Source organism: Pseudomonas sp. NPDC088322 (assembly GCF_044740745.1).
Taxonomy (GTDB): Bacteria; Pseudomonadota; Gammaproteobacteria; order Pseudomonadales; family Pseudomonadaceae; genus Aquipseudomonas; species Aquipseudomonas shirazensis.
Genome location: NZ_JBIURK010000002.1, coordinates 181,147 through 196,429 on the forward strand (window position 1 = coordinate 181,147; position 15,283 = coordinate 196,429).

Sequence of the window (15,283 nt, forward strand, 5' to 3'; positions counted from 1 at the left end):
CCCGTTTGGGGCAACTTCGGCAAAGCCTGGCAACATGCACCTGTTTGACGCACGACGCCTTCCCGCCGTTGACGGGGATTGAGCGTAAAAGCCGTTGGCGCGTCGTTTTTCTGATGTTAAACAGCGCGCATTCGCAAGTTCTGCATCAGTTAGAGACTTCACTACACTGCCCTGCCCGTTTCGGCACCTTCATTGCAACGCTGATCAGGTATGCGACAACGCTGCTGACGATGCGTAGCAAGGAGTGGGTATGTCCCGGGCTTTTTTCGATGAAATGTATGAGGCAAACGGAAGTTGCCGCTCCCACTACCAGGCTTTTTCGCGCTGGTTGGCCAATACACCGCTGGAATTGCTGGAACAACGTCGACGCGAGGCCGACCTGCTGTTCCACCGCGCTGGCATCACCTTTACCCTCTATGGTGACGCGCAGGACACCGAGCGCCTGATCCCCTTCGACATCATCCCACGCAGCATCCGCGCCAGCGAATGGCGTATTGTCGAGCGCGGCTGTATTCAGCGGGTGCAGGCGCTGAACCTGTTTCTGCACGACATCTACCACGACCAACGCATTCTCAAGGCCGGCATCATTCCGCCAGAACAGGTATTGGCCAACGAGGGCTATCAGGTCGCAATGCAGGGCTTGAACCTGCACCGTGGGCTGTACGCGCACATCGCCGGGGTCGACCTGGTGCGCGACAGCGATGGCACTTATTACGTGCTCGAAGACAACCTGCGCACCCCAAGCGGCGTCAGCTACATGCTTGAAGACCGCAAGATGATGATGCGCCTGTTCCCCGAGCTGTTCGCCGCGCAGCGCATCGCCCCGATCGACCACTACCCGAACATGCTGCTGGACACACTCAAGAGCGCCAGCCCGCTGGACAACCCGACCGCCGTAGTGCTCACCCCCGGGCGCTTCAACAGTGCCTATTTCGAGCATGCGTTTCTCGCCCGCGAGATGGGCATCGAACTGGTCGAAGGCGCCGACCTGTTCGTGCGTGACGAGCATCTTTATATGCGCACCACCGCCGGGCCGCAGCGGGTCGACGTGATCTACCGACGCCTGGATGACGACTACCTCGACCCGTTGTCTTTCAACCCGGACTCGACCCTTGGCGTGCCCGGCCTGATCTCGGTGTACCGCGCCGGCAATGTGGTGCTGGCCAATGCCGTCGGCACCGGCGTGGCCGACGACAAGTCGATCTACCCCTATGTGGGCGACATGATCCGCTTTTACCTCAGCGAAGAGCCCATCCTCAAGAACGTCCCCACCTGGCAATGCCGCAAGCCTGCCGACTTGTCCCACGTGCTGGCCAACCTGCCCGAGCTGGTGGTCAAGGAGACCCAAGGCTCCGGCGGTTACGGCATGTTGGTCGGGCCGGCGGCAACGGCAGCGCAGATCGAGGACTTCCGCGCGCGCATCAAAGCCCGCCCGCATGCCTATATCGCCCAGCCGACCCTGTGCCTGTCGACCTGCCCGACCTTTGTCGAACAAGGCATCGCCCCGCGCCACATCGACCTGCGCCCGTTCGTTTTGTCCGGCAGCGAGACCCGCCTGGTGCCTGGCGGCCTGACCCGCGTGGCGTTGCAGGAAGGCTCGCTGGTGGTGAACTCGTCGCAGGGCGGCGGTACCAAGGACACCTGGGTGGTGGAGGACTGACCGATGCTCTCAAGAACCGCTTCCGATCTGTACTGGATGTCGCGTTACCTGGAGCGCGCCGAAAACCTCGCGCGCATGCTTGAAGTCAGCTACTCGCTGTCGTTGATGCCCCAGGCCGGCCGCTCCGATGGCCACGCTGAACTGGCCATGTCGCTGCTGGCCTCGGGCACCCTTGACGACTACCTGCGCAAGCACACCGAGCTCGACTCCGAGCGCATGCTGCACTTTTTCGCCCTCGATGCGGAAAACCCCAGCAGCATCTATTGCTGCCTGCAGGCAGCGCGGACCAATGCCCACGCCGTGCGCGGGCGTATCACCGCCGACATGTGGGAGAACATCAACGCCACCTGGATCGAGATGCGCAATATCGCCAGCAACGGTCTCGGCCGCTATGGCATCAGCCAGTTCTGCGACTGGGTCAAGGAGCGCTCGCATCTGTTCCGCGGCGCCACCTCCGGGACCATCATGCGAAACGATGCTTACAGCTTCATCCGCCTGGGAACCTTTCTCGAGCGTGCCGACAACACCCTGCGCCTGCTCGATGCGCGCTATGAAATGTTCGGCGAAACCTCCGAAGAAGTCAGCGACGACTCGGCCCGCGGCTATTACCAGTGGAGCGCCCTGCTGCGCGCCCTGACCTCTTATGAGGCGTTCAACGAGATCTACCGTAACGCGCCCAGCGCGCGGCCGGTGTCGGAGCTGTTGTTGTTGCGGGTCGACGTACCGCGCTCGCTGCATTCCTGCATCGACGAGCTGGACCAGATCCTCGCCGGCTTGCCGGGCAACACCGGTCGCGCCGCCCAGCGCATGGCCGCCGAACTCAATGCGCGCCTGCGCTACACCGGCATCGACGAAATTCTCGACGCCGGCCTGCACCTGTGGCTGACCGACTTCATCGGCCGTATCCACCAGCTGGGCCAGAGCGTGCACAATTCCTACCTGGAGGTCGTATGAAACTGTCTATCCGTCACGACACCACCTACAGCTACGCCAGCGATGTCAGCAACAGCATCCAGCTGCTGCGCCTGACCCCGCGCAGCAGCGATCGCCAGCGTATCCTCGACTGGCAGCTGGAGCTGCCGCGCAAGGTCAACAGCCAGATCGATCCCTACGGCAACATCCTGCATGTGCTGACGTTGGACAAACCCCACGGGCACCTGGCCCTGACCGCCAGCGGCCAGGTCGAAATCGACTCCGAATGCGAGCAGGAAGCCGGCGAGCAGTCGCCCCTGCCGTTTCTGCGTTCCAGCCACCTGACCCAGGCCGATGACACGCTCAAGGCCTTTGCCATTCAGCATTGCGGCGCGCACCGTGACCGCGCAGCGCTGACCGCATTGATGCAGGGCCTCGCCGACCAGATGCCGTACAGCCCGGGAACCACCTCGGTAGTCACTACCGCCATCGAAGCCTTCAACGGCGGTGCCGGTGTATGCCAGGACCACACCCACGCCTTTCTCGCCTGCGCCCGCAGTTTGGGCGTTCCGGCGCGCTATGTGTCCGGCTATCTGTGCACCGAGGATGAAACCCACCTGGCCAGCCACGCCTGGGCCGAAGCCTGGATCGATGACGCCTGGTACAGCTTCGATGTGACCAACCGCATCACCCGCCCCGAGCGCCACCTGAAACTGGCAGTCGGCCTCGACTACCTGGATGCCTGCCCGGTCCGCGGTGTACGCCGCGGTGGCGGCACCGAGTCGATGCAGGCCAGCGTTCACGTCCATCGCCAGTAGCAACAAAGCCCCGTCAGGTTCGCCAGGACGGGGCCTCTATTCCCACAGCACAAGGTAACCAGCATGACCTATTGCGTCGCCATGCACGTGGCAGACGGACTGGTGTTCATCTGCGACTCACGCACCAACGCAGGCATCGACCAGATCTCCACTTTTCGCAAGTTGTTCGTCTTCAGCGCGCCAGGTGAACGCCTGATCGTGTTGCAGACCGCAGGCAACCTGGCCACTTCGCAATCGGTGGTCAGCCTGCTCGAACAGCGCAGCCGCGGCAGCGGCACCCACTTGCTGAATGTCACCTCGCTGTACGACGCCACGGTGCTGGTTGCCGATACGCTGCGCGAAGTCATTAGCCGCGACCGCAGCAAGCTGACCGCACAGATCGACCTGAGCTGCACGATCATAGTCGGCGGCCAGATCGCCGGCGCTGAGATGGGCATCTATAACGTCTACGCCCAGGGCAACTTCTTCCAGGCCACCCAGGACACGCCGTTTCTGCAGCTTGGCGAGAGCAAGTACGGCCGGCCGATTCTCGATCGCAACCTGACCTACCACACCCCTTTGGACGAGGCGCTGCGCTGCGGCCTGATTTCGTTCGACTCGACCATCCGCAGCAATCTGTCAGTGGGCATGCCGCTGGATCTGCTGGTGTATGCCAAGGACAGCTTTGCCGCCAAGGCGCCGGTGCGCATCCATCAGGATGACCCGTACTACAGCCATATTCGCCGGCAATGGAGCGATGGTTTGAAGAATCTGCTGGCTGATCTGCAGCCGCCGCCGCGTGAGTTCATGGCCGATTGATCCGGCTCAGGGTTCGACGATGCGCAATAGCCTGGCGTCAGGCCCGTCGGTGAGGACGTAGATTGAACCGTCCGGCGCAACCTTCACATCGCGCATCCGCTCCTTCAGGTCTGCCAGCAGCAGTTGCTGCCCGACCACTTGGCGGCCGTTGCGCAATACTCGACGCACCGCCCGTTCCTTGAGCGCAGGTACCAGCAAATTGCCGCGCCAGTCCGGGAACATCGTGCCGCGATAGACGGCAAGGCCGGCCGGTGCGATCGAGGGTGTCCACTGCACGACTGGATCTTCATAGCCCGCCAGCTGACGTAGTGGTGTTACCTGCGCAAACGGATAGTCAACTCCGCCGGTAACGATGGGCCAGCCATAGTTGCCGCCCGGCACTATCTGATTGATCTCGTCACCACCGCGGGGGCCGTGTTCGCTGAGCAGCAAATCGCCGGTTGCAGGATCGACCGCGATGCCCTGCGGGTTGCGATGGCCCAGGCTGTAGAGCTCGGCAGCGGTGCCTGCCTGATCGATGAAAGGATTGTCCGCCGGTGGCCGGCCATCGCGGTCGAGCCTGACCACGCTGCCCAGCGAATTGGCCCGGTTTTGCGCCTCTTCGCGGCGCGTGCTGCCATCGCCTACGGTCAGCACCAGGGTCTCATCGGCGAGAAATGCCAGGCGCCCGCCGTTGTTGCCGGCGCTGGGCTTGAGTGTCGATTTGAACAGCACGCGGACGTCAGTCAACGCATTGCCAACCAGTCTGCCCCGCACCAGCTGCGTGCCATTGGCGCCTGCCTTGCCATAACCCATGGTTAGATAAAGCAGGCCGTTGTGCTCGAACTGCGGGTCCAGCACGACATCCATCAAACCAGTGACAGCACCTTGCTGGAACAGCGCCGGAAGCCCATCGAGGTTTATCTGTGCAGTTGAGCCGTCGCTGCTGATAGCCAGCAGGCGCCCTGCCATCTCGGTCACCAATGCGCGTCCATCCGGCAGTAGTGCAACCGACCATGGCTGTCTCAAGCCAGTGGCCACTGTCTGGACTTTGTATCTACTCGCGTCAACGACGGCAGGCCGCTCGACGCCAGCCGGTGCGCAAATAAAGAACAGGATGGCCGGGATACCAGCCAGCGCGACCGCCAATAGCGCCTTGGCCCGGTCCTGACTGCTTACAACTGCGAGGGTTGGTGAGGTCAGCTGTGCATACAGCAAACCCGCGACAATCCCCGTCGAAGCCATCAACACCTGGCCGAGCAAGTCTCTGGTGCCGGGGATCGCCGGCATGGGAATGACCGAGCGCATCAGCCAGAACACCGTCCAAAGCCCACACATGCCAGCACCCGCACATAATGCCATGCGTGGCACTGAAACCTTGTTGGCCAGCCAATGCGCCAGCAGCAACGCCGGGGCGAGCGTCGCAACTGCAATAGCCATCATGATCGGCGCGAAGGTCATCAGATCCGTCACGGTCGAGTGCATGCGGATCGATGCCGTGATCGGCGCCCCCAGCCCGATCAACTCACTGAGTATCAGTTGCGTCTGGATGATGCTGGCGAGCAGCGCCGTGACCAAGCTGGCTGCGAGTACACCGAGGATGTGGCGCATGGGTGCCTGCATCGGGTTATTTCCTGCACTAGGGTGGCTGACATCACTTCATATTGGCAAACCAACAACCAGGCTTTGAACTTCAGCCACAATCTGCTTCGTCGCGTCTTCAACGCTACCCTCATTGCGACACAATACCCAGCCATGCTCGGCAACCGCACGTTCAAACGTTTCGCTCGAAGCGACATGCTCTTGCAGCGTGTGCATCACGGTACTGTTCAAACCACGCGAGCGTGCCGCTGCCCTGGCCCATGAAATGTGCGGGGCGGTGACGACGCCAACGTGCAGGTCGGGCACCTGCACGTCACATTCAAGGTTCAGCTGAAGGATCTGCGCAAACGGCACCAGACGGCGAAAGGCTGCATCGGAGGGATACCAGCGGTCGATCAGGATGATGCTGTCGGCGGGCTGTTTGGGCAGTACCTGCTGTGAGATCCAGGCGCGACTGTCTGCCAGGCGTTGGCAGATTTGCAACTCCAGGTCTGCACAAGGGGTTCGCGCTACCTGGTTGACCAGGGCCATGGTCTCGCCACGAAACGGATCGCTCTTTTTCTCGCAAAGGCGGACAACCTTGTTGCCCTCGGCGCGCAGAGCCTGAGTCACGGCTTCCAGAAGCGTGGTTTTACCGGTGCCTTTAGGGCCGTCGAAGGCGACGAACAACGGACGATTCACAGGGCCTGCAGTCAGCAAAATCACTACCTTCAATGCGCTCATGGCGAGCCGCATTCTACCCTGCTTAACGGGTGACGGTGGGGGCGCTCTGCGCCCCTTTCGCGACACAAGGCCGCTCCTGCAGATGTACGCGCTGGCCTGCCGGATGCGGTCAATCTGTAGGAGCGGCCTTGCCGGGGCGCCGGGCCGGTCGGAAAGGATTGCGATGCAGCCCCGACGTTCTCGACCCAAACACAAGTTTCAGAAGTGCTGACCGTACACTCAGCCAAGCCGGCTGGCTATCGCCCGCAACGCCAGCAGGTACCCTTCAACCCCAAGGCCAGCAATCACACCATTGGCCACTGTCGAGGTAATCGAATGGCGATGCAGTTCATCGCGTGCATGGATGTTGGAAATGTGCACCTCCAGCAACGGCGCCTTGATCAACTTCATCGCATCCAGCACCGGGATGGAATGGAACGAAAAGCCGGCGGGGTTGATGATCACTGCCGCCTCGCGCTCGAAGGCTTCCTGCAACCAGTCAACCATGACCCCTTCATGATTGGTCTGGCGAAACTCACACACCAGGTCCAGTTCGGCGGCCAACTGCTGGCAATCGTGTTTCACCTCGGCCAGTGTCGTCGTGCCATAGATTTCGGGTTCGCGGCGGCCCAGCATGTTCAGGTTGGGGCCGTTGAGGATAAAGACTGAACGATTCATGGTCGGACTCTGCATTTATTTGAGGTACTGGGGTGACGCGCTGGCCTGCACAGTGGCGTCGCCGTCGGCTTGGTCGAGATCGATGCCGCGGGTTTCCGGGCCGATCAGAATCATCGCCAGCGAGACCAGATTGATCGCGGCGCAAATAGCCACCAGCAGCCAGGGTGAATTGCCGGTCTGGCTCATCAGCCACACGGCGAGGATAGGCATCGGCCCGCCGATCAGCAGGTTGGCACCGGTGTAGGCCAGGGCCGAGCCGCTGTAACGCACGTTGGTCGGGAACGCTTCGGCAAAGGCGACGGGCTGGATGCCGCTCTGGAACTGGGTGAAACCGAGGAACAGCCCCATCGCCGCCATGATCATTGCCGGTTGCTGGGTATTGAGCATCGGGAAGTAGACCATCAGGATCGCCAGGGTCATGCAGGAGCCAAACGCCAAGGCCTTCTTGCGCCCCCAACGGTCGCTCAGGTAGCCGCCGGCCAGCGCACCGAAGATGGCGCAGACGTTGGCCACCATCAGTGACATGAAGCCCATGGACTGGCCCATGCCTAGGTTTTTGACCAGATAGCTCAAGCTGAAGATGACGATTAGGTAGAACAGCGCGGCCGGCGAGCAGAAGAACAGCATCAAACGCAGAATGGTCCGCGAGTGCGTCTTCAGCACATCTTTCAACGGGCTGCCTGCATGGGGCGCCTGGGTCTTCTGCAAGGCAACGAAGGCAGGCGTTTCACTGACCTTGAGGCGAATAAAGATCGCCACCACCACCAGCACGAAACTCATCAGGAAGGGTATGCGCCAGCCAAACGACTCGAACTGCTCGGCACTGAGCAACGCGGCCAGGCCAAGCAATGCGCCGTTGGCAAGTATCTGACTGAGTGGCGAGCACAGGCCGAGAAGCCCTGAATAGAACCCGCGCCGATCCGAGCGTGCATGTTCCAGGGCCATCAGCTGCGCGCCAGTCGACTCGCCGCCCAGCGCGAAGCCCTGAATGATCCGCAGGATCACCAACATGATCGGCGCCCAGATCCCCACCTGCGCGTAGGTCGGCAGCAGCCCCATCAGCACCGAGGCCAGGCCCATCAAGCTGACTGTCGCGAGCATCAGGTTGCGCCGGCCGAGTTTGTCACCCAGATAGCCGCAGGTGATCGCGCCCAGTGGCCGCGCCGCCAGTCCTACGCCAAAGGTCGCCAGTGACGCGAGCAAGCCGGAGGTGGGCTCCATGGCCGGGAAGAACAGCTTGGGCAGGACCGTTGCAGCTACCGCGCCGTAAAGGGTGAAGTCGAACCACTCCAGCGCGGTACCGATGGTGGCGGCGGTGACCGCCTTTCTGGACATCTGACTGTCTGCAGCAGAGGCATCTGTCGTATTCATGAGTGTCTCAATCATTATTGTTATCGAGCGCCCGTAGCGGACGGTTGTGCATCTGAGTCGACTCTAGGCGCTTTCACCTGCAAGATAATTATCGAAAACCGGATAAATTCATAAGCTAGCCTTATACAGGTCGAATCATGGAGCTACGTCATCTGCGCGCGTTCGTCTGCGCCGCCGAGTTTCAGCACTTCAGCAAGGCTGCCGAGCATTTGCAGGTTGCCCAACCTGCGTTGAGTCAGCTGATCAAGACTCTGGAGAGCGAGCTGGCCGTCACGCTGTTTCGCCGGGCCAATCGCGGCGTCGAACTGACCGCCGCTGGCGCGGCGTTTCTACCGCATGCGCGGGACGCCCTGCATTCCAGTGAGCTGGCCGTGGCCGCCGCCAAGCGCGCTCGGCGCGGAGAGATCGGTGAAATTACCATCGGCTACCACTCGGCACTGCTCGAGGCCAATCTGCCACAGTTGATTCGGCACTATTTCAGCAGCTATCCGGAAGTCAAGGTGACCCTGCTCGATGCGCGCATTCAGGCTCAGTTCGACAAACTGCTGGAAGGCACGCTCGACATCGGCTTTGCCCGGATCTTCAAGGACCATTTGCCCGCCCGCCTGCGCACCCACTGCTTCAGTACCTCCAGGCTGGTCCTGCTGATGCCTGACAACCATCCCCTGGCAGATACCTTCAACGGCGATCTGGCGAGCCTGCGCCAGGAGAAGTTCATCTTCCTCGAGGACCCGCTCGGCATCGGCCTGACCTCACACATACTGCAGCTGTGCCGGCAGTATCAGTTGCACCCTGCCAACGTCATGCAAGTGCCTTCGTTGATGAGCATTCCTGGCCTGATTGCAGCAGGTATCGGCATCAGCATTCTCCCGCAAACCCTCACTCAACTGAGCATGCCGGGCATCCGTACGCTTGAACTCGAGCAGGCCGACATGCACAGCGAGCTGTCGTTGATCACCCGCGTGGATGAGCGCTCACGGGCAGTCATGCATTTTCTGGAAGAGGCGCAAGGCTGGTTGAGCTGAGCTTTTTCGACGCGGAGTACATCTGTACTCCGCATGCATCTACAGCATTAGCTGGCCAAGTGATGAACCGCCTCGACGGAGCGTGTTCACATCCATAAACTGCTCAGTTAAACGTTTCAGCGTATTTCAACAAGGATCCCGATGTCAGTTCACCAAGCCCCTCCCCCAACCGCCTCCAAAGCCACAGTGGCGAAAATGGAGGCCGCCATGGCCCTGGGCAGCTTCGCCATCGGCACTGGCGAGTTCGCGATCATGGGCCTGATGCCCGACATTGCCAGCAACCTGCACCTGAGCGAGCCTCAAGTCGGCCACGCGATCAGTGCCTACGCCCTGGGCGTGGTGGTCGGTGCACCGGCGCTGGCGATTCTCGGCGCCAAGCTGCTGCGCAAGCACATGCTGCTGTTGCTGATGGCGCTGTATGCCGCGGGCAACCTGGCGACCGCTTTTGCCCCATCATTCGGCGGCCTGGTGGCGTTCCGCTTTATCAGCGGCCTGCCCCATGGCGCCTATTTTGGTATCGCGGCGGTGGTGGCCTCGAGCATGGTCGCGAGTAACCAGCGGGCCGGGGCGGTGGCGCGAGTGATGCTCGGGCTGACCCTGGCCATGCTGCTGGGCAATCCCGTGGCAACCCTGCTGGGGCAGTACTTTGGCTGGCGGTCGGCATTCTTGCTGGTGGGCGTGATCGCGCTATGCACCATTGCCCTGGTCTGGCGTTACGTGCCGCAGCGTGACGATGAAGCACGCAGCGATCCGCGCAAGGAGTTGCAGGCGTTCCGCTTGCCGCAAGTGTGGATGGCGCTGGGCATTGCCGCCGTGGGCTTTGCCGGGATGTTCTGCGTGTTCAGCTATCTGGCGCCCACCATGCTCGAGGTGACCGGCACTTCGGCACAGATGATCCCCTTTGCCCTGGCGGCATTTGGCGCCGGCGGCATCATCGGCAACATTGCCGGCGGCAAGCTGTTTGATCGGCTGCAGTTCCGTGCGGTAGGCCTGGTGTTGCTCTGGTCGATCGGCGTGCTGCTGTTCTTCACCTACGCCGCTCATGCACTGTGGTCAGTCATGCTCGGCATCGCTTTGGTCGGCAGCATGATCGCCCTGGCAGCGCCGCTGCAGATTCGCTTGATGGACATCGCCCACGAGGCGCCGAGCCTGGCGGCGGCATCCAACCACGCAGCGTTCAACCTGGCCAATGCGCTGGGGCCGTGGCTGGGCGGCATGGCGATTACTGCTGGACTGGGCTGGACCAGCACCGGTTACATCGGCGCGGCGACCGCGTTGGTCGGCCTGGGCCTGTATCTGCTGGCGCGCCGCATGAAGGGCGGCCACTAAGCAAACACGTGGGCGCAACAGTCCTGACTGTTGCGCCCTGCTTCAATCAGGCATACGGCCTTGGCGCGGGCGTGCGGACATTGAGTAGTGGCCGCGCCAGGCTTATCAGGCCCAGTCCGGCCAGCGCCGCGCCAACCCACAGCGGCGCACGCAGGCCAAAGCCCGCATCGATCGCCTCGCCCCCCGCCCAACTGCCAAAGGCCAAACCAGCGGTGATGACCGAGGTGTGCAGGGTATTGACCAACGCGCCCGGCTCGGCGGCCTTCATCACCCGCGCGACCATCGCTGGGTTGAGCGCCACGCCGGTAAAACCGATCAGGATAAAGCACAGCAAATTCAACCAGCGATGCTCGCCGCCCAGCGCAAAGCCGGCCATGGCCAGCACCAGCAGCGCCAGACCCCAACCCAAGGCGCGGAAGGTGTGCCGCTCGGCGATACGTCCGATGAACAGGTTGCCAAGCACGTTGGCGACGCCGTACAGCGCCAGCAGCGGTGCGACGTAAGCGGGCAATACGCCGACTTCGTTGATCAAGATCGGTGTGATGTAGCTGAATGCGGCAAAGGTCGCTCCGATGATCAGCCCGCTGGTGACATAGGCACCCCACAGGCTGCGGCTTTTCAGGTCGTCCAGTTGCCGACGCAGGCTGGGCTGCTGGCCGGTGACGTCCTGCGGCAGCTGGCGTGCGACCAGCAAGGTGCACAGCAGCGCCAGGGCAACGATCATCCAGGCACTGGCGCGCCAGCCGGCGACCTGCTCGATCACCGTGGTCAGCGGCACGCCGGCCACCGGCGACAGCATCAGCCCCGCCAGCACCACCGCGATCGCCCTGCCCCGCGCGGCCAACGGCACCAGCCCGGCACACAGAGTCATGCACAGGCCGATGCAGGCTGCACTGGCCACACCCATGATCACCCGCGCCGTCAGCAGGATGGTGTAGCTCGGCGCCACGGCGGACACCCCGGCGGCCAGTAAATAGACGAACAACAAGGCGATCAACGCCCGTTTGTTACCGATGCCGCGAGAAATCAACAGCACTGTGAGCGGCGGCCCACCGAGGGCCATGCCCAATGCATAGAAGGCAATCAGGTTGCCGACCTGGGCCAGGCTGACGGAGAAGGCATCAGCCAATGCCGGCATCATCCCGGCGACCATGAACTCGGCGGTGACCAGGGTGAAGATGGTCAAACCCAGCAGGTAGACGGTTGCTGGCAGCTTGTACGGGGTAGTCATAACACGCTCAGACAGAAAAACAGAGCGGGCTACCCTAGGCAGATTTGACTCATCGGTCAAACTTTCATGAGCGCAATCGATAGTCGGCAGGCACCCTCCAGACGCCCTCGAGACGCCCTCAAGACCCTGCGAATGCGCGCAGATAAGGCTCGATATCGACGTCGTCAAGCTGGTCACTGCGCAGAAAACGCTCGCCGTACTCGCGGTACACACCGCTGCTTAAAAACAGGCGGAACAGCCCTGGGTCGATGTGCTGGTCGCGGGCCATGAAGCCGAGAATCTTGACTGACTCCGACAACGTCTTGGCTGCCTTATAGGGCCGGTCAGCGGCACTCAGAGCCTCGAAGATATCGGCAATCGCCATCACTCGTTCGGCGATGCTCATGTCGTCTTTCTTCAAACCACGCGGGTAGCCGCTGCCGTCCATCTTTTCGTGATGGTTGCCGGCAATCTGCGGTACGCGCTTGAGGTGGCTGGGCAACGGCAAGGTGTTGAGCATGATGATGGTCTGCACGATGTGCTCATTGATCTTGAAGCGCTCTTCGTCAGTCAGGGTGCCGCGACGGATACTCAGGTTGTGCAGTTCACCATAGTTGTAGGCATGGGTCGGCAGGCGCATGTCGAAGCCCCAGGTATTGCGTGGGTCGTGCTTGTCGACTGGCGGCTTGCGCTCACCCCATGGCACCAGGTGGTCGACACGGTCAGCCAATAATTGCTCAGGCGCCGGCAGCAATGCCGAGGCCACCGGCGCCAGGCGTTCTGCCTCGTCACGGGACAAGCCCAGGCGGTTATCGAAATTGCGCAGCCACGGCCGCGAACCAATGGTACGCAAGCGCTCGATATCGGCATCGGACATGAACTCGCCGCCGATGTTGGCATTGGCGATAAAGGCGAACTCTTCCTGCAACTGCGCCCGGGTATTCTCCAGCGCTACTTGCAGCGCCTGCTGCTCGCCACCCTCAGCCAGGCGCTGCCAATAGAGCAACTCGGCATCGCGCCAGAGCACTTCGAAGCGGGTGCGGATCTCGTGGATGCGGTTGTTCAAGGTCTCCAGCTTGGTCGCCTTGTCGACTACGTACTCTGGGCTGGTGACCTTGCCGCAGTCATGCAGCCACGCCGCGATCCTGAACTCATAGCGCTCCAGCGCGCTCATGTGAAACTGCGCGTAAGGCCCACTGTTTGCGGCAATGACACTGTCCATGAGCATTTGCGCCAGCACCGGCACACGCTGGCAGTGACCTCCGGTATAGGGGCTTTTGGCATCGGTGGCATCCGCGAGCAGCTGGATGATGCCGTCGAGCAGGCGTCGCTGGGCCTCGATCAACTGGCGTGTCTCTATGGCCACTGCGGCCGCCCCGGACAGCTCCTCGACAAACTGGCGAAATGCCGGTGCAATGCCGCCCGAGTGCAGCTGCGCCGGGCCCAGTTGCAACACCAACAGCCCAAGGCGCTGCCCGCTGCGGTCATTCAGCGCCACGGCCATGGTCGGTGTCTGGCCAGGCATCGCCTGCTCCACTGCGCTATTGAGTTGATGCGGCTCGTGCACGCCAAGCTGCAGGTCAGCGGGATAGCGCTCATCGCGATAGTGTGCAGCCAGGCGTAATACCTCGCTGTCTTCGCCGGCCAGATAGACAGCACCGCTGGTTACGGCAGTCGCCTCCACCAGTTCACCCAGCACCTGGCGAAGCATATCTTCCAGATTGGTTTCCCGGCTCAGGCTGAGGGTGATCGCCTGGAAGTTGTGAATGGTGCGCGACATGCCGCCGAGCACCTCGCTCAGCGCGCTGACCTCGCTGATCCGCGACTCGACCCCGACGCGCCGGCTGAAGTCGAAACTGGCCAGAGCCTGTACTTGCTCGGTCAGCGCCTGCAGCGGCTGGCCAATGCGCCGCGCCAGGGCCCAGCCGACCAGCAGCAGGACCCCGATCAGAACAATCGCCCAGCGCGCTTCGGCCATCAGCATCTGCCGCGCGCCGCCCAGTAGCTCAGCCGCGGGTACTGCGATCAGCAGGCGGATGTCGTGCTGGGTGAATGACGAAAGCGGAACCTGCACGCCGTACCAGTCCTGGCCGGCCGCCTGATAGTGGACCGGGTCTGCGCTCTGGTAATTGTTGACGAACAGCCAGCTGAGGCTGTCGACCGCCAGCTCGTCCAGGCGCGACAAACGCAGCGCCGCACCGTCCTGGACCACTACCCGCTGCAGGTCTGGGTAAAACACTACCTCGCCGTCACTGCCCACCACCGCCATCTGCGTGCCGGGGGTCGTGCGCAGGTCAGCAACTTCGCCGCCCAGGTCGTTGACCGAGGCGTCCATGCCCAGCACTGCGTGCCCAGTGATGCTGCGTTGGGCAACCGTCAGGCCGATCTCCTTGGTGGTGAAAAAGACATAGGGCTTGGTCAACTGGGTAGTCGCGCTGGCCAGGCCCTCGACAAACCACGGCCGCGTACGCGGGTCAAAGTGGTAGTCCGGTTTGGCCAGCGTTTGCAGCAGCGTCAGCCCTCTGTCGTAAAAGCGCCACTCACCGAGCATCTGCCCACTGCCGTCCAGGCTGATGCTTTGCAACAGGTACGCGGCACCTGCGGGCGCATGCACGCTCTGGCTATCGGCCTTGTCGCGCAGCGCCCGTAACAGCACGAACTCGCCATTGGCATAGCCCACATACACCGCGCTGAGCATGCTGTTGGCGTCCAGGCTGGCCGCGAGCAAGGGCAAACGATCAAGCCGTTGCTGCAGCGTGACGGCCTCGGCAAGCGAGTCATGGGCAAGCAGACGGATCGAGCTGAGCACCGGGTTGATCAAGCGCTGCGCCCGCTCGTTGATGGTGCGCGCCAGCTGGCGACTGGTGTCGGCCGACGCAGCCAGCAAGGTGTGCTCGATGCTGCGGTAGCCCTGGTAGGCCAGCACTGCCCCAAGCGTCAGCGTACTGAACATGATTGCCAGGCCAATCAGCACTTGCAGGGAGAAGCCGCGGCGTGAGGTGTTCAAGGGTCTGGACCTTCTTTGGCATTCGTTGTAATCCGCAGCTCGAATGCCCGCCGCGCCTGTTCCAGCTAATCCTAGCCCAACTCTTTACTTACGCATGGCTGGACTATGCTGATTGACGGTTGCCCAGGTGTGCCAAGTAACAGCGCTGTCATGTACTGGACTCGGCTGCGCTCATTACATGAGCAAAGCGGG

12 protein-coding genes are annotated in these 15,283 nt (G+C 62.2%); 6 read left to right on the plus strand and 6 right to left on the minus strand.

From position 1 onward, the window contains the following. Positions 1-250: 250 nt before the first annotated feature. The 4 genes from ACIOAU_RS05065 (at position 251) to ACIOAU_RS05080 (ending at position 4,188) form a co-directional block, all read left to right on the plus strand. Positions 251-1,660, plus strand: a complete 1,410-nt coding sequence (locus ACIOAU_RS05065) for a circularly permuted type 2 ATP-grasp protein (RefSeq protein ID WP_101319265.1) — start codon at positions 251-253, stop codon at positions 1,658-1,660. Between the two features lie 3 nt (positions 1,661-1,663). Beyond that, positions 1,664-2,614 (plus strand): alpha-E domain-containing protein, encoded by a 951-nt coding sequence (locus ACIOAU_RS05070; RefSeq protein WP_101319263.1) that lies wholly within the window; start codon positions 1,664-1,666, stop codon positions 2,612-2,614. Beyond that, entirely contained in the window at positions 2,611-3,390 is a 780-nt protein-coding gene (locus ACIOAU_RS05075; protein ID WP_401180432.1) for a transglutaminase N-terminal domain-containing protein, read from the plus strand. Before ACIOAU_RS05070 ends, ACIOAU_RS05075 begins: the two co-directional genes overlap by 4 nt. A 63-nt stretch (positions 3,391-3,453) precedes the next feature. After that, a complete protein-coding gene (locus ACIOAU_RS05080; RefSeq protein WP_401180435.1) occupies positions 3,454-4,188 on the plus strand; it encodes a peptidase in 735 nt (244 codons plus the stop codon). 6 nt (positions 4,189-4,194) lie between these two features. Here the strand turns inward: ACIOAU_RS05080 and ACIOAU_RS05085 are convergent, their stop codons facing one another. The 4 genes from ACIOAU_RS05085 to ACIOAU_RS05100 all read right to left on the minus strand — a co-directional run bounded on the left by ACIOAU_RS05085 (position 4,195) and on the right by ACIOAU_RS05100 (position 8,520). After that, positions 4,195-5,790: a PQQ-dependent sugar dehydrogenase gene (locus tag ACIOAU_RS05085; RefSeq protein ID WP_401180438.1), complete on the minus strand. Its 1,596-nt coding sequence runs from the start codon at positions 5,788-5,790 to the stop codon at positions 4,195-4,197. Positions 5,791-5,826: 36 nt separating this feature from the next. Further along, the gene (locus tag ACIOAU_RS05090) at positions 5,827-6,450 is read right to left on the minus strand and encodes a dTMP kinase (protein ID WP_401181095.1); all 624 of its coding nucleotides are present in this window, start codon (positions 6,448-6,450) and stop codon (positions 5,827-5,829) included. 261 nt (positions 6,451-6,711) lie between these two features. Then, entirely contained in the window at positions 6,712-7,149 is a 438-nt protein-coding gene (gene aroQ, locus ACIOAU_RS05095) for a type II 3-dehydroquinate dehydratase (protein ID WP_401180441.1), read from the minus strand. A gap of 15 nt (positions 7,150-7,164) precedes the next feature. Then, positions 7,165-8,520: an MFS transporter gene (locus tag ACIOAU_RS05100; protein WP_401180444.1), complete on the minus strand. Its 1,356-nt coding sequence runs from the start codon at positions 8,518-8,520 to the stop codon at positions 7,165-7,167. 137 nt (positions 8,521-8,657) lie between these two features. Between ACIOAU_RS05100 and ACIOAU_RS05105 the strand changes: the two genes are divergently transcribed. Then, positions 8,658-9,545: a LysR family transcriptional regulator gene (locus tag ACIOAU_RS05105; protein ID WP_101319251.1), complete on the plus strand. Its 888-nt coding sequence runs from the start codon at positions 8,658-8,660 to the stop codon at positions 9,543-9,545. Between the two features lie 141 nt (positions 9,546-9,686). Further along, entirely contained in the window at positions 9,687-10,874 is a 1,188-nt protein-coding gene (locus tag ACIOAU_RS05110; RefSeq protein ID WP_178080764.1) for an MFS transporter, read from the plus strand. Between the two features lie 46 nt (positions 10,875-10,920). Here the strand turns inward: ACIOAU_RS05110 and ACIOAU_RS05115 are convergent, their stop codons facing one another. Both ACIOAU_RS05115 and ACIOAU_RS05120 read right to left on the minus strand, forming a co-directional pair. Next, entirely contained in the window at positions 10,921-12,105 is a 1,185-nt protein-coding gene (locus ACIOAU_RS05115) for an MFS transporter (protein WP_401180448.1), read from the minus strand. 118 nt (positions 12,106-12,223) lie between these two features. Then, the gene (locus ACIOAU_RS05120; RefSeq protein WP_401180451.1) at positions 12,224-15,091 is read right to left on the minus strand and encodes an HD domain-containing phosphohydrolase; all 2,868 of its coding nucleotides are present in this window, start codon (positions 15,089-15,091) and stop codon (positions 12,224-12,226) included. Positions 15,092-15,283: the final 192 nt, after the last annotated feature.

Coding starts and splice junctions, on each gene's coding strand:
- ACIOAU_RS05065 (WP_101319265.1), top strand. CDS start 251: ATGTCCCGGGCTTTTTTCGATGAAATGTATGAGGCAAACGGAAGTTGC.
- ACIOAU_RS05070 (WP_101319263.1), top strand. CDS start 1,664: ATGCTCTCAAGAACCGCTTCCGATCTGTACTGGATGTCGCGTTACCTG.
- ACIOAU_RS05075 (WP_401180432.1), top strand. CDS start 2,611: ATGAAACTGTCTATCCGTCACGACACCACCTACAGCTACGCCAGCGAT.
- ACIOAU_RS05080 (WP_401180435.1), top strand. CDS start 3,454: ATGACCTATTGCGTCGCCATGCACGTGGCAGACGGACTGGTGTTCATC.
- ACIOAU_RS05085 (WP_401180438.1), bottom strand. CDS start 5,790: ATGCAGGCACCCATGCGCCACATCCTCGGTGTACTCGCAGCCAGCTTG.
- aroQ (WP_401180441.1), bottom strand. CDS start 7,149: ATGAATCGTTCAGTCTTTATCCTCAACGGCCCCAACCTGAACATGCTG.
- ACIOAU_RS05100 (WP_401180444.1), bottom strand. CDS start 8,520: ATGAATACGACAGATGCCTCTGCTGCAGACAGTCAGATGTCCAGAAAG.
- ACIOAU_RS05105 (WP_101319251.1), top strand. CDS start 8,658: ATGGAGCTACGTCATCTGCGCGCGTTCGTCTGCGCCGCCGAGTTTCAG.
- ACIOAU_RS05110 (WP_178080764.1), top strand. CDS start 9,687: ATGTCAGTTCACCAAGCCCCTCCCCCAACCGCCTCCAAAGCCACAGTG.
- ACIOAU_RS05115 (WP_401180448.1), bottom strand. CDS start 12,105: ATGACTACCCCGTACAAGCTGCCAGCAACCGTCTACCTGCTGGGTTTG.